The organism is Enterobacter sp. ZOR0014 (genome assembly GCF_000798855.1).
GTDB classification, from domain to species: Bacteria; Pseudomonadota; Gammaproteobacteria; order Enterobacterales; family Enterobacteriaceae; genus Enterobacter; species Enterobacter kobei.
The window spans coordinates 56,313-68,872 of the sequence record NZ_JTLF01000117.1 but is presented as its reverse complement, the minus strand read 5'-3'; the positions used below and the strand labels follow the sequence as shown (position 1 = coordinate 68,872).

General features: G+C 55.1%; 15 protein-coding genes. 12 read left to right on the top strand and 3 right to left on the bottom strand.

Annotated elements, in window-relative coordinates:
- Positions 1 to 50 precede the first annotated feature (50 nt).
- On the bottom strand, positions 51 to 1,538 hold the full coding sequence (locus L977_RS06145; RefSeq protein WP_032635475.1) for a UxaA family hydrolase: 1,488 nt from the start codon (positions 1,536 to 1,538) through the stop codon (positions 51 to 53).
- A gap of 17 nt (positions 1,539 to 1,555) precedes the next feature.
- Positions 1,556 to 2,968, bottom strand: coding sequence for a glucuronate isomerase (uxaC, locus tag L977_RS06140; protein ID WP_014885323.1), 1,413 nt, complete (start codon positions 2,966 to 2,968; stop codon positions 1,556 to 1,558).
- Positions 2,969 to 3,442: 474 nt separating this feature from the next.
- Here uxaC and L977_RS06135 point away from each other — a divergent pair, with 474 nt between their 5' ends.
- The 11 genes from L977_RS06135 (at position 3,443) to L977_RS06085 (ending at position 10,793) form a co-directional block, all read left to right on the top strand.
- Positions 3,443 to 4,741: an MFS transporter gene (locus L977_RS06135; protein ID WP_023331362.1), complete on the top strand. Its 1,299-nt coding sequence runs from the start codon at positions 3,443 to 3,445 to the stop codon at positions 4,739 to 4,741.
- 140 nt (positions 4,742 to 4,881) lie between these two features.
- Positions 4,882 to 5,658: a transcriptional regulator ExuR gene (gene exuR / locus L977_RS06130; protein WP_014885325.1), complete on the top strand. Its 777-nt coding sequence runs from the start codon at positions 4,882 to 4,884 to the stop codon at positions 5,656 to 5,658.
- Between the two features lie 343 nt (positions 5,659 to 6,001).
- Positions 6,002 to 6,664: a DedA family general envelope maintenance protein YqjA gene (yqjA, locus tag L977_RS06125; protein WP_014885326.1), complete on the top strand. Its 663-nt coding sequence runs from the start codon at positions 6,002 to 6,004 to the stop codon at positions 6,662 to 6,664.
- 2 nt (positions 6,665 to 6,666) lie between these two features.
- The gene (mzrA, locus tag L977_RS06120) at positions 6,667 to 7,050 is read left to right on the top strand and encodes an EnvZ/OmpR regulon moderator MzrA (RefSeq protein ID WP_014885327.1); all 384 of its coding nucleotides are present in this window, start codon (positions 6,667 to 6,669) and stop codon (positions 7,048 to 7,050) included.
- A gap of 143 nt (positions 7,051 to 7,193) precedes the next feature.
- Positions 7,194 to 7,562 carry a DUF1090 domain-containing protein gene (locus L977_RS06115; protein WP_014885328.1) on the top strand — a complete coding sequence of 123 codons (369 nt, stop codon included), beginning with the start codon at positions 7,194 to 7,196 and terminating at the stop codon, positions 7,560 to 7,562.
- A 29-nt stretch (positions 7,563 to 7,591) separates the two neighbouring features.
- The gene (locus tag L977_RS06110) at positions 7,592 to 7,897 is read left to right on the top strand and encodes a DUF883 family protein (RefSeq protein ID WP_008503141.1); all 306 of its coding nucleotides are present in this window, start codon (positions 7,592 to 7,594) and stop codon (positions 7,895 to 7,897) included.
- Position 7,898: 1 nt separating this feature from the next.
- Entirely contained in the window at positions 7,899 to 8,297 is a 399-nt protein-coding gene (locus L977_RS06105) for a phage holin family protein (protein WP_014885329.1), read from the top strand.
- Positions 8,294 to 8,590, top strand: a complete 297-nt coding sequence (locus tag L977_RS06100; RefSeq protein WP_014885330.1) for a YqjK-like family protein — start codon at positions 8,294 to 8,296, stop codon at positions 8,588 to 8,590. The genes L977_RS06105 and L977_RS06100 overlap by 4 nt, the downstream gene beginning before the upstream one ends.
- A 279-nt stretch (positions 8,591 to 8,869) precedes the next feature.
- On the top strand, positions 8,870 to 9,262 hold the full coding sequence (locus L977_RS06095; RefSeq protein ID WP_014885331.1) for a DoxX family protein: 393 nt from the start codon (positions 8,870 to 8,872) through the stop codon (positions 9,260 to 9,262).
- Positions 9,263 to 9,333: 71 nt separating this feature from the next.
- Positions 9,334 to 10,320 carry a glutathione S-transferase family protein gene (locus L977_RS06090; protein ID WP_014885332.1) on the top strand — a complete coding sequence of 329 codons (987 nt, stop codon included), beginning with the start codon at positions 9,334 to 9,336 and terminating at the stop codon, positions 10,318 to 10,320.
- A gap of 107 nt (positions 10,321 to 10,427) precedes the next feature.
- Positions 10,428 to 10,793, top strand: coding sequence for a DUF805 domain-containing protein (locus L977_RS06085; RefSeq protein ID WP_014885333.1), 366 nt, complete (start codon positions 10,428 to 10,430; stop codon positions 10,791 to 10,793).
- A 41-nt stretch (positions 10,794 to 10,834) separates the two neighbouring features.
- Here the strand turns inward: L977_RS06085 and L977_RS06080 are convergent, their stop codons facing one another.
- A complete protein-coding gene (locus L977_RS06080; RefSeq protein WP_014885334.1) occupies positions 10,835 to 11,737 on the bottom strand; it encodes a LysR family transcriptional regulator in 903 nt (300 codons plus the stop codon).
- Positions 11,738 to 11,841: 104 nt separating this feature from the next.
- Here L977_RS06080 and L977_RS06075 point away from each other — a divergent pair, with 104 nt between their 5' ends.
- Positions 11,842 to 12,543: a pirin family protein gene (locus L977_RS06075; protein WP_032635471.1), complete on the top strand. Its 702-nt coding sequence runs from the start codon at positions 11,842 to 11,844 to the stop codon at positions 12,541 to 12,543.
- The last annotated feature ends 17 nt before the right edge of the window (positions 12,544 to 12,560 follow it).

The following is a 12,560-nucleotide window of genomic DNA, read 5'->3' as shown; positions in this document are numbered from 1 at the left end:
CCTCTCCCCGTGGGAGAGGGCCGGGGTGAGGGCACCAGCCCGCACTCAACCTAAAGCGTCACACCACTCTTAAAGATCGCCAGCTCGCGAAAATCGTTCTTCTCATTGCAGGTCTGTCTGCCGCTGGCAAACGCCACGATGGCGTCCACGAACTCCGTCAGCAGCTGCGGCATCGCTTTGCCGTGAATCAGCTGGCCTGCGTCGAAATCAATCCAGTGCTTTTTCTTCGCCGCCAGCTCGCTGTTGGTCGCGATTTTGACCGTCGGCACAAAGCCACCGTACGGCGTGCCGCGACCGGTACTGAACAGCACCATGTGGCAGCCAGCCCCCGCCAGCGCGCTGGTGGCGACCGCATCGTTACCCGGTGCGCTCAGCAGGTTCAGACCGTGGGTTTTCAGGCGCTCGCCGTAACGCAGGACGTCCACGACCCGGCTTGCCCCCGCTTTCTGGGTACAGCCGAGGGATTTCTCTTCAAGCGTCGTGATCCCGCCCGCTTTGTTACCCGGCGACGGGTTCTCATAAATCGGCTGATTATGGGCGATGAAGTACTGTTTGAAGTCGTTCACCATGGTGACGGTCTTCTCAAACGTCTCTTCGTCGCGGCAGTGGCTCATCAGAATGCGCTCTGCGCCGAACATTTCCGGCACCTCGGTCAGCACCGTTGTGCCGCCGTTAGCGATCACGTAATCCGAGAAGCGGCCCAGCATCGGGTTCGCCGTGATGCCGGACAGGCCATCGGACCCGCCGCACTCCAGACCAAACTTCAGCTCGCTTAGCTTGCCCGGCTGGCGTTTATCGTGACGCATCACCTCGTACAGCTGGTGCAGATGTTCCACGCCCGCCTCCACTTCGTCATCCTGGTGCTGACATACCATAAAATGAACGCGCGCCGGGTCAAATTCGCCCAGCGTGTCGCGGAAGGCATCGACCTGGTTGTTTTCACAGCCGAGGCCAATCACCAGCACCGCTCCCGCGTTAGGGTGGCGCACCATGTTTTGCAGCATGGTGCGGGTGTTGATATGGTCGTCGCCGAGCTGCGAACAGCCGTAGGTATGGCTGAAGAGATGTACGCCGTCGGTACCCTCGGCATCGTGTGTCTCTTTCAGAAAACGCGTCTGGATCTGGCGTGCGATGCCGTTCACGCAGCCGACGGTTGGAAGGATCCACAGCTCGTTGCGGATCCCCACCTCACCGTTCGCACGACGGTAGATCTGCACGTCCCGATCCGCCGCCTGCTCTTCTTCCGACTGGAAATCAGGTTGATAGCTGTACTCGTCAAGATCGCTCAGATTTGTGCGGGTGTTGTGGGAATGAATATATTCACCCGGCGCAATATCCGCCAGTGCATGACCGATGGGCAAGCCGTACTTCACCACGTTCTCCCCTTTCGCAATGGGGATCAGGGCAAACTTGTGTCCACGCCCAACGGCCTGGCGTAACGTCACCGACTGATTGTTGAAGGTCACTTCCGTCCCTTCGGTTAAATCTGCCAGCGCGACGGCAACGTTATCCAGCGAATGGATTTTGATGTATTGCATATCAACCTCAGACGGCCTTAGTTCAGTTCAATGGCGAAGTAGTCACGCGCATTGTTAAAGCAGATGTTTTTCACCATGTCGCCCAGCAGCTGGATATCGGCTGGCGCTTCGCCAGCGTGAACCCAACGGCCAATCATCTGGCACAAAATGCGGCGGAAATATTCATGGCGCGTATAGGACAGGAAGCTGCGGCTGTCAGTCAGCATGCCGACAAAGCGGCTCAGCAGGCCAAGCTGTGCCAGCTGCGTCATCTGACGCTCCATGCCATCTTTCTGGTCGTTGAACCACCAGCCGGAACCGAACTGCATCTTGCCCGGCATCCCTTCGCCCTGGAAGTTGCCAATCATGGTGCCCAGCACTTCGTTATCGCGCGGGTTCAGGCAGTACAGGATGGTTTTGGGCAGCAGGTTTTGTTCGTTCTGTTTGCTCAGCAGTTTAGATAACTCTTCCGCCAGCGGGCGATCGTTGATGGAGTCGAAGCCCACGTCAGCACCGAGCAGTTTGAACTGACGCTGGTTGTTGTTGCGCAGCGCGCCGATGTGGTACTGCTGTACCCAGCCGCGACGGGCGTATTCCGCACCGAGGAACACCAGCACCGCCGTTTTAAACTGCGCCACGTCGTGCTCGTTAAGCGTTTCACCCGAGAGACGACGCGCCAGAATGCTGTCCAGCTCGGCTTCGCTGGCGTCCGCAAACAGCACCACGTCCAGCGCATGGTCAGAGACTTTACAGCCATGTGCCGCAAAGTGATCCAGACGTTTGGTCAGCGCGGTTTGCAGATCGGCGAAACGGCGGATATCGGTATCGGACACCTCGGCCAGCTTCGCCATGTAATCGTTGAAGGTGGCCTGTTCGATGTTGAAAGCTTTGTCCGGGCGCCAGCTTGGCAACACTTTAATATCGAAAGAGGTATCTTTCGCCACGACAGCGTGATGTTCCAGGGAGTCAATGGGATCGTCGGTGGTACCCACCATCTTCACGTTCATCTGCTTCATGATACCGCGTGCGGAGAAGTTATCCTGCGCCAGCAGTTCGTTGCACTGGTCCCAGATTTCATCCGCAGTGGCAGGTGAAAGCAGTTTGCCGGTGATGCCAAACGGACGGCGCAGTTCCAGATGGGTCCAGTGAAAGAGCGGGTTGCCGATCGTGTGTGGAACGGTCGCGGCCCAGGCGTCAAACTTCTCGCGGTCGCTGGCGTCGCCGGTACACAGGCGCTCAGCCACACCGTTGGTGCGCATCGCACGCCATTTATAGTGGTCACCCTTCAGCCAGATGTCATACAGGTTTTTGAAACGGTAATTTTCGGCAACCTGCTGCGGCGGCAAGTGGCAGTGGTAGTCGAAAATCGGCTGGTCTTTGGCATAGTCATGGTACAGACGGCGAGCAAATTCGGTATCTAGCAGAAAATCGTCGGTCATAAACGGCGTCATTATCGTCATCCTCATTACGGGAGCGTCAGAAAGCGTATGTTCATATGCTGCAAAGTTATCACACCAATTTCCATCGGCAGACGTTTTTTTCGTGAGTAAGATCAATAAACGCCAACAAATAAATCCCCCTGAATGACGTAAACTCTTCTCCACCCCGCGCCAGTACTGGCTTCATCCGCAAAGCAGAATGCCCACACAAATAATCATACATTTGTGATGTCACTCACCTTTTAAAGCTGTATGACAAGTTATCTTTTCGCCGTCGCAAACCATAAGCCGACGGAATGCATTGCCGGTGTGAAACATCGGATTTAACGGTACGGATACCGACTGAAAGACGCTTACTGATGGCAAAGTTCGGGCCGTTCCGGAAACACCTTCCGGCTACGCCCCTCCCGTTACACAGCTGCTCCCGGAAACGGTTGAGAGGTTGCCGTGCTCTGGCACGGAAATAACATAACGATGAGGTTTTAGATGCGTAAAATTAAAGGGTTACGTTGGTATATGATTGCACTGGTGACGCTGGGCACCGTGCTGGGCTACCTGACGCGTAACACCATAGCGGCGGCGGCGCCTACGCTAATGGAAGAGCTGCACATTTCAACCCAGCAATATTCCTACATCATTGCGGCCTACTCCGCGGCTTATACCATTATGCAGCCGGTTGCTGGCTATGTTCTGGATATTTTAGGCACCAAAATCGGCTATGCCTTCTTCGCCGTCACCTGGGCCATTTTCTGTGGCGCAACGGCGCTGGCAGGCAGCTGGGGCGGGCTCGCGCTGGCGCGTGGTGCAGTAGGTGCCGCCGAAGCGGCAATGATCCCGGCAGGGCTGAAAGCCAGCTCCGAATGGTTCCCGGCGAAAGAGCGTTCCATTGCTGTCGGATACTTCAACGTGGGGTCGTCGATTGGCGCGATGATTGCACCGCCGCTGGTGGTGTGGGCTATCGTGATGCACAGCTGGCAGCTGGCGTTCATTATCTCAGGCGTGCTGAGCTTCGCATGGGCAATGGCGTGGCTGATTTTCTACAAGCATCCGCGCGACCAGAAAAAACTCTCCGAAGAAGAACGCGAATACATTATTGGCGGTCAGGAAGCGCAGCATCAGGTCAACAACGGCAAGAAACTGTCCGTCTGGCAGATCCTGGGCACCCGTCAGTTCTGGGGTATTGCCCTGCCGCGCTTCCTCGCTGAGCCTGCCTGGGGGACGTTCAACGCGTGGATCCCGCTGTTCATGTTTAAAGTCTATGGCTTTAACCTGAAAGAGATCGCGATGTTCGCCTGGATGCCGATGCTGTTCGCCGATCTGGGCTGTATCGTGGGTGGCTACCTGCCCCCGCTGTTCCAGCGCTGGTTTGGTGTGAACCTGATTGTCTCCCGTAAGATGGTCGTGACCATGGGCGCGCTGCTGATGATTGGACCGGGGATGATTGGCCTGTTCACCAGCCCTTACGTGGCTATCGCGCTGCTGTGCGTTGGCGGTTTTGCTCACCAGTCACTTTCCGGCGCGCTGATTACGCTCTCGTCTGACGTCTTCGGCCGTAACGAAGTCGCCACCGCTAACGGCCTGACCGGGATGGCGGCATGGACTGCAAGTACGCTGTTTGCGCTGGTAGTGGGTGCCCTGGCAGACACCATCGGCTTTAGCCCGCTGTTCGCCGTGCTGGCCGTCTTCGACCTGATGGGTGCGGTAGTGATCTGGACGGTACTGAAAAACAAATCCGCCGAGGAGCTGCAGAAAGAGACGCTCGGGAAACCGGCCACGCAGAGTTAGCATCGCTGTGCCGGGTGGCGGCTTCGCCTTACCCGGCATTTAAAGGCCGCTCCGTAGCGGCTTTTTTCATGTCAAAATCTGGAGAGTGGCACGCAGAAGTGGTATAACAAATCATCTGCCGTACCCTGCCTGGAGCGCATATGGACATCACCGAACCACGTCGTTTATATCAACAACTTGCTGCGGAGCTGAAAGATCGCATCGAGCAAGGCGTCTATCTTGTCGGTGATAAACTTCCCGCCGAGCGTTTCATTGCCGATGAAAAAAGCGTGAGCCGTACCGTCGTGCGTGAAGCCATTATCATGCTGGAAGTGGAAGGCTATGTTGAGGTCCGCAAAGGCTCCGGTATTCATGTGATTTCCAATCAGCCTAAACACTCTCCGGTAACGGATGAAAGTCTGGAATTCGCCAGCTATGGTCCGTTTGAGCTGCTCCAGGCTCGCCAGTTAATCGAAAGCAATATTGCCGAATTTGCCGCGACGCAGGTGACCAAGCAGGACATCATGAAGTTAATGGAAATCCAGGAGAACGCCCGCAAAGAAAAATGTTTCCGGGATTCTGAGTGGGACCTGCAGTTTCACGTCCAGGTTGCGCTGGCAACCCAGAATACGGCGTTGGCGGCAATCGTTGAGAAAATGTGGACTCAGCGCGTTCACAACCCTTACTGGAAAAAACTGCACGATCATATCGATTCCCGCACCGTCGACAACTGGTGTGACGATCATGATCAAATCCTTAAGGCGCTGATTCGTAAAGATCCTCACGCGGCAAAACTGGCGATGTGGCAACATCTGGAAAACACCAAGCAGATGCTGTTCAATGAAACCAGCGACGACTTCGAATTTAATGCAGACCGCTATCTTTTTGCTGATAATCCAGTGGTTCATCTTGATACGGCACCCAGTGCCGCAAAATAGATGACCTTTCTGCTGGCAGGCGCTTCGCTGCGCCTTCCGGCTTAAGTGGGTAAGCAAAACATATATTGTGTCAGCCTTTGTAAATCCCCTCGCTCACTTCCAGGGCTTACGCCAAAATCACCTCACCCTGCAAATTCTGTGACGCAGAACGTTGGGCTTTGTTACAATTGGATTCACTTCGTTATTTTGTAAGTTAGTGCTTGCTAACCAGCCAATTAACAGGGAACAGTGTTGGCCACACCGCAATGTGTCCGCGAGCGACCATAATGAAATCACAACAATGTCGCCGTACTGTTTGTCCCGGCTAACAGGCGTGACGTTAACCGATTTCCAGGAACACTGAATGGAACTTTTGACTCAACTACTGCAAGCCCTCTGGGCGCAGGATTTTGAAACGCTGGCCAACCCTTCCATGATTGGCATGCTCTATTTTGTCTTATTTATGATCCTGTTCCTGGAGAATGGTTTGCTGCCTGCGGCCTTCTTACCGGGTGACAGTTTGCTGGTGCTTGTCGGTGTGCTGTGTGCCAAAGGGGCAATGGCATTCCCGCAAACCGTTTTATTACTGACCATCGCGGCCAGCCTCGGCTGCTGGGTAAGTTATATCCAGGGAAGGTGGCTGGGCAATACCCGGATCGTACAGAACTGGCTTTCTCATCTGCCGGCGCATTACCACCAGCGGGCGCATCACCTTTTCCATAAGCACGGGCTTTCCGCACTGCTGATGGGCCGCTTTATTGCCTTTGTGCGCACCCTGCTGCCCACCATTGCCGGGCTGTCCGGGTTGAGCAGCACGCGCTTCCAGTTCTTTAACTGGATGAGCGGCCTGCTGTGGGTGCTGATCCTGACGACGCTGGGCTATGCGCTGGGTAAAACGCCGGTCTTCATGAAATACGAAGATCAGCTGATGTCCTGTCTGATGCTGCTTCCAGTGGTTCTGCTGGTCTTCGGCCTGATTGGCTCGCTGGTCGTTCTGTGGAAGAAAAAGTACGGAGCGCGAGGTTAACGATGGTTATCTCTCCCCTCGCCCTGCGCCGTTCTGCCTGTGCATTCATTGTACTGATGTTCCTCTGCGCCCTTCTGCTGGCCTGGAGCGCGCTTTCACATGAGGAATCTACGCTGGCCATTCGTCCGGTTAATCAGGGCGCCAGCGTGCCCGACGGTTTCTCTGTCTGGCATCATCTGGACGCGAACGGGATCCGCTTTAAAAGCATTACGCCGAAAGACGATGTGCTACTGATCAAGTTTGACTCCCGCACGCAAAGCGCCGCGGCGAAAGCGGTTCTTGACCGTACGCTGCCGCGTGGGTATATCATTGCCCAGCAGGAAGATGACAACCAGCCAGCGGCGTGGCTGTCATTGATTCGCGATACGTCGCATCGGTTTGGATAATTACCAGGATTCCGAATCTTTTCACTCACTTTGGTGAATCCCCCGTTTACTTACTATGCTTAAGTACGCGGAGCACCCCTCGAATGTACTCCGCATCATTCTGGAAAGCGGCTTACGCCGCAACACAATGGAAGGTTTCGATAATGAAATTCCGCATGACTCTGGCTCTGGCCCTTTTTTCTTTAAGCACAGCGACCTTCGCCAACTCTCTCTGTCAGGAGAAAGAACAGGATATTCAGCGTGAGATCGGTTATGCCGAAAAGCATAACAATCAGCACCGTGTTGATGGTCTTAAAAAAGCGCTGAGCGAAGTGAAAGCAAACTGTACAGACAGCAAGCTACGTGCCGATCATCAGAAAAAAATCGCTGAACAGAAGGACGAGATAGCCGAGCGCCGTCAAGACCTGCAGGAAGCGAAAGAGAAAGGGGATGCGGAAAAAATTGCTAAGCGCGAGAAGAAGTTGAAAGAAGCGCAGGACGACCTGAAAGCGCTGGAAGCTCGCGATTATTGAGTTAACGGAAATCTCAACAGGAGAGAATCATGTCAAAAGATACGACGTCTGAACATCTGCGCGCTGAACTGAAATCCCTGGCCGATACCCTTGAAGAGGTGTTGAACTCTTCCGCCGACAAGTCGAAAGAAGAAGTGAGCAAGCTGCGTAGCAAAGCGGAGCAGGCGCTGAAAGAGAGCCGCTACCGCCTGGGTGAAACCGGTGATGCACTGGCAAAACAGACCCGTGAAGCGGCGGCTCGCGCGGACGAATATGTGCGCGATAATCCATGGACGGGGGTAGGTATTGGTGCCGCCGTCGGTGTGGTACTGGGTGTTCTTCTGACGCGTCGTTGATATGGAAGATCCTCGTCACGCACAAGGGCCTGCTAACAACGTCCTCGGCATCGGCCAGCGTATTTTAACCACGCTGGTCGGGATTGCCGAAACGCGCGTCCGGCTGGCAGTGGTCGAGCTGGAAGAGGAGAAAGCAAATCTCTTCCAGATGCTGCTGATGCTCGGCCTGACCATGCTCTTCGCCGCGTTTGGTCTGATGAGCCTGATGGTGTTAATCATCTGGGCCATTGATCCGCAGTATCGACTCAACGCGATGATTGCCACCACCGTCGTTTTGCTGGTCGCCGCGTTGATTGGCGGCATCTGGACGCTGCGCAAAGCACGCAAGTCGACTTTCCTGCGCCATACGCGTCAGGAGCTGGCTAACGATCGCGCCCTGCTGGAGGATGACAAGCCGTGAGCGACAAAGCCGAACGTCAGAAGCGCAAAGCCTACCTGTTGAGTCAGATCCAGCAGCAACGGCTGGATCTTTCTGCCAGCCGTCGCGACTGGATTGACGCGACGCGGCGGTTTGACCGTGGCTGGAATACCTTTCTGAGCCTGCGTTCATGGGCGCTGGTCGGCAGTAGCGTAATGGCTATCTGGACGGTTCGTCATCCAAATATGCTCATCCGCTGGGCACGCCGCGGTTTTGGTGCCTGGAGCGCCTGGCGTCTGGTGAAAGCGACGTTGCGTCAGCAGCAGCTGAGGTAGCCTTCTCGCCGGGTGGCGGCTTCGAGGTAAAAGCAAAACGGTAACTCAGGTTACCGTTTTTGTTTTTGCGCCCTCTCCCCGTGGGAGAGGGTTGGGGTGAGGGCACCAGCGCGCACCTGTTTTTACTCAATATCTTTGAAGAAGATTGACAGTTTTCCTTGCTAACAATTGTCACCCGCCCCGTTTATTATCCTCTCCATCGACAGCAAATCCGCGGTATCTACCCGGAATTGCACACAAATAAAGTTCAGCCGCTGATGTGGTTTCCTGGAGAGTAAAATGAAAAAATTAGAAGATGTTGGTGTACTGGTAGCGCGTATTCTGATGCCAATCCTGTTTATCGTAGCGGGTTGGGGAAAAATCACCGGTTATGCGGGTACCCAGCAGTACATGGAAGCCATGGGCGTGCCGGGGTTCCTGCTGCCTCTGACCATTCTGCTTGAGTTCGGCGGCGGCCTGGCGGTTCTGTTCGGTTTCCTGACCCGTACTACCGCGCTGTTTACCGCGGGCTTCACCGTGCTGACAGCGTTCATCTTCCACAGCAACTTTGCGGAAGGCGTGAACTCTCTGATGTTCATGAAAAACCTGACCATCGCGGGTGGCTTCCTGCTGCTGGCAGTCACTGGCCCGGGCGCATACAGCATCGACCGCCTTCTGAATAAGAAGTGGTAAGCACGCTATACTGAATAAACACAAAGCGAGGAGACATCTCCTCGCTTTTGCTATCTGACGGAGGAGAAAAAATGGGACAACTCGTAGACGGCGTCTGGCAGGATGTCTGGTATGACACAAAATCCACCGGAGGACGCTTTAAGCGCTCTGTTTCGGCCTTCCGTAACTGGCTGACCGCCGATGGCGCACCTGGCCCGAGCGGTGAAGGCGGCTTCGCGGCCGAGAAAGATCGTTATCATCTTTATGTTTCTCTGGCCTGCCCGTGGGCACACCGCACGCTGATTGTGCGCAAACTTAAAGGCCTTGAATCCCTCATTCCGGTTTCGGTGGTCAACCCGCTGATGCTGGAAAACGGCTGGACGTTTGACAGTGATTTCCCCGCCGCGACCGGCGACGATCTTTACCACCACGATTTCCTCTACCAGCTTTATTTGCGCGCCGATCCGCACTACACCGGACGCGTTACTGTCCCGGTACTGTGGGACAAGAAAAACCAGACGATTGTCAGCAACGAATCTGCGGAAATCATCCGCATGTTTAATACCGCGTTTGATGCACACGGCGCCCGCGCCGGGGACTACTACCCGGTTGAGCTGCGCGATAAAATTGACGAGCTGAACAGCTGGATCTACGACAACGTCAACAACGGTGTCTATAAAGCCGGGTTTGCGACCAGCCAGGAAGCCTATGACGACGCGGTCGGGAAAGTGTTTGAATCGCTGGAGCGTCTGGAGCAGATCCTCGGCCAGCATCGCTATCTGACAGGCGACCGCCTGACGGAAGCCGATATTCGTCTGTGGACCACGCTGGTGCGCTTTGATCCGGTCTATGTCACTCACTTTAAGTGCGACAAGCATCGTATCAGTGACTATCTGAACCTGTATGGTTTCCTGCGCGACATCTACCAGATGCCGGGCATTGCCGAAACGGTCGACTTCGACCATATCCGCACCCACTATTTCCGCAGCCACAAGACCATTAATCCGACGGGCATTATCTCCATCGGCCCGTGGCAGGATCTGGATGAGCCGCACGGTCGCGACGTGCGTTTTGGATAAATATCAAGGGCATCACCAGATGCCCTTTTTTAATTCACAATCTCCATCTATCCTTATCTCGATCGCTTAAAAAACAAGTGATTGACCGATTATTGAGGCAAGGAAAAATGGACTGGTATTTAAACGTACTGCGCAACTATATTGGATTTGGTGGCCGCGCCCGCCGCAAAGAGTACTGGATGTTCATTCTGGTGAACTTCATCTTCGCGCTGGTGCTAAGCATCGTGGATAAAATTCTGGGCTGGGAGTGGGCGAGCGGGGAAGGCGTTCTCACCTCAATTTACGGCTTATTTATTCTGTTGCCTTCCTGGGCCGTGCAGTTTCGACGCCTCCACGATACCGATCGTTCGGCGTGGTGGCTGTTGCTGCTGCTGATCCCGATCGTGGGATGGATTGTGATTTTGATCTTCAACTGCCAGTCCGGTACGCCGGGCGAAAACCGCTTTGGTCCGGATCCTAAGATCGCTGCGTAAATTATTGCCCGGTGGCGCTTACGCTTACCGGGCCTGCACGCTTATTTGTTGTGGTGCGCAAAGAGTTTGGGTATTTCGCGCAGGCACCACGATTTGGCTTCGCCCATGCTGTCGCGGCGCCAGGCCATAATAATGTCCACTTCGCTGGTGTACTCCGGGCTCACAACGCGCAGACGCCCTTCCGCAATATCTTTTTCCACAAACGGATACGGCATGGTTGCCACGCCAAGCCCGGCCAGCAGCGCCTGTCGTTTGTCTTCCAGTGAAGTGACCGTCAGACGAGGCTGTTTATCCAGCAACTGCACCGTCAGTACCGGACGTTCACGCGCGGTATCAGCGACCGCCACGCCGCGATACTTCACGCGCGTCACCTCAGAGAGCGGCTCTGGCTCCTGGTGAATCGGGTGATTGGGTGCGGCAACGTAAACGTTCATCACGCTGTAGAGCTTGCGCGAGTTGATTTCCGACGACGAGCGGAAGTGCATATCCGGCGCAATAACGATATCCGCCCTGCCCGTCTCCAGGCGCTCCCACGCGCCTGCCAGCACTTCGGTAATGATCGACAGCTGCGTGTTCGCTTTATCAGCCAGACGGTCAACCAGCGGGAACAGCGCTTCAGTAGGCACCAGCGCTTCGGTCACTAACGTCAGATGGGTTTCCCAACCGCGCGCCAGCGCTTCGGCATCGGTCGTTAACTTATCCGCCGCTTCCAGCAACACGCGACCGCGCTCCAGCAGCATTCGGCCCACGTTGGTGAATTTTGTTCGATGACCGGAGCGGTCAAACAGCACCACGTCCAGCTCCTCTTCCAGCTTCTGCATGGTGTAACTCAGCGCCGACGGAACGCGCCCCAGTTCATCAGCGGCTGCCGCAAAACTGCCGCGCCGGTCAATCGCGTCCATGACGCGAAGCGCCTCAAGCGTCAATGCTCTCTCTTTAGCCATCTCGTTCTCATTCAGGAAATTTGAACATACCGGGCAGAATATCTGGCTAACAATGCAGCGTCCATACCTTTACCATTGTTTTAGTGTAAAGAGAGGTCAAGTTTATGATTACGACAAGAACAGCTAAACAGTGCGGACAAGCCGATTTCGGCTGGCTGCAGGCCCGCTACACCTTTTCTTTTGGACACTACTTTGACCCTAAACTCCTCGGTTACGCTTCATTACGCGTGTTGAACCAGGAAGTGCTCGCCCCTGGCGCGTCCTTCCAGCCGCGTACGTACCCGAAAGTCGATATCCTGAACCTGATCCTGGAAGGCGAGGCAGAATACCGCGATAGCGAGGGCAATCATGTCCAGGCAAAGGCTGGCGAAGCGTTGTTAATTTCCACGCAGCCGGGCATCAGTTACAGCGAGCATAACCTCAGCAAAGATAAGACGCTGACCCGTATGCAGTTGTGGCTGGACGCCTGCCCTGAGCGGGAAAACCCGCTGGTACAAAAGGTAGATTTAACGGGCGATAAGCAGCAGCTGATTGCGTCGCCTGATGGCAGCAAAGGCAGCCTGCAGCTGCGTCAGCAGGTATGGCTGCATCATATCGAACTGAAGAAAGGTGAGCAGGCGAGCTTCCAGCTTCATGGACCGCGTGCGTATTTACAGTCCATCCACGGTACGGTGCATGCCGTAACGCATACGGAAGAGAAAGAGTCGCTCACCTGTGGTGACGGGGCGTTTATTCGTGATGAAGCGAATATTATCCTGGAGGCCGATACGGCATTGCGGGCGCTACTGATTGATTTACCGGTGTAATTAACCTTACCCCTCTC

Coding starts and splice junctions, on each gene's coding strand:
- L977_RS06145 (WP_032635475.1), bottom strand. CDS start 1,538: ATGCAATACATCAAAATCCATTCGCTGGATAACGTTGCCGTCGCGCTG.
- uxaC (WP_014885323.1), bottom strand. CDS start 2,968: ATGACGCCGTTTATGACCGACGATTTTCTGCTAGATACCGAATTTGCT.
- L977_RS06135 (WP_023331362.1), top strand. CDS start 3,443: ATGCGTAAAATTAAAGGGTTACGTTGGTATATGATTGCACTGGTGACG.
- exuR (WP_014885325.1), top strand. CDS start 4,882: ATGGACATCACCGAACCACGTCGTTTATATCAACAACTTGCTGCGGAG.
- yqjA (WP_014885326.1), top strand. CDS start 6,002: ATGGAACTTTTGACTCAACTACTGCAAGCCCTCTGGGCGCAGGATTTT.
- mzrA (WP_014885327.1), top strand. CDS start 6,667: ATGGTTATCTCTCCCCTCGCCCTGCGCCGTTCTGCCTGTGCATTCATT.
- L977_RS06115 (WP_014885328.1), top strand. CDS start 7,194: ATGAAATTCCGCATGACTCTGGCTCTGGCCCTTTTTTCTTTAAGCACA.
- L977_RS06110 (WP_008503141.1), top strand. CDS start 7,592: ATGTCAAAAGATACGACGTCTGAACATCTGCGCGCTGAACTGAAATCC.
- L977_RS06105 (WP_014885329.1), top strand. CDS start 7,899: ATGGAAGATCCTCGTCACGCACAAGGGCCTGCTAACAACGTCCTCGGC.
- L977_RS06095 (WP_014885331.1), top strand. CDS start 8,870: ATGAAAAAATTAGAAGATGTTGGTGTACTGGTAGCGCGTATTCTGATG.
- L977_RS06090 (WP_014885332.1), top strand. CDS start 9,334: ATGGGACAACTCGTAGACGGCGTCTGGCAGGATGTCTGGTATGACACA.
- L977_RS06085 (WP_014885333.1), top strand. CDS start 10,428: ATGGACTGGTATTTAAACGTACTGCGCAACTATATTGGATTTGGTGGC.
- L977_RS06080 (WP_014885334.1), bottom strand. CDS start 11,737: ATGGCTAAAGAGAGAGCATTGACGCTTGAGGCGCTTCGCGTCATGGAC.
- L977_RS06075 (WP_032635471.1), top strand. CDS start 11,842: ATGATTACGACAAGAACAGCTAAACAGTGCGGACAAGCCGATTTCGGC.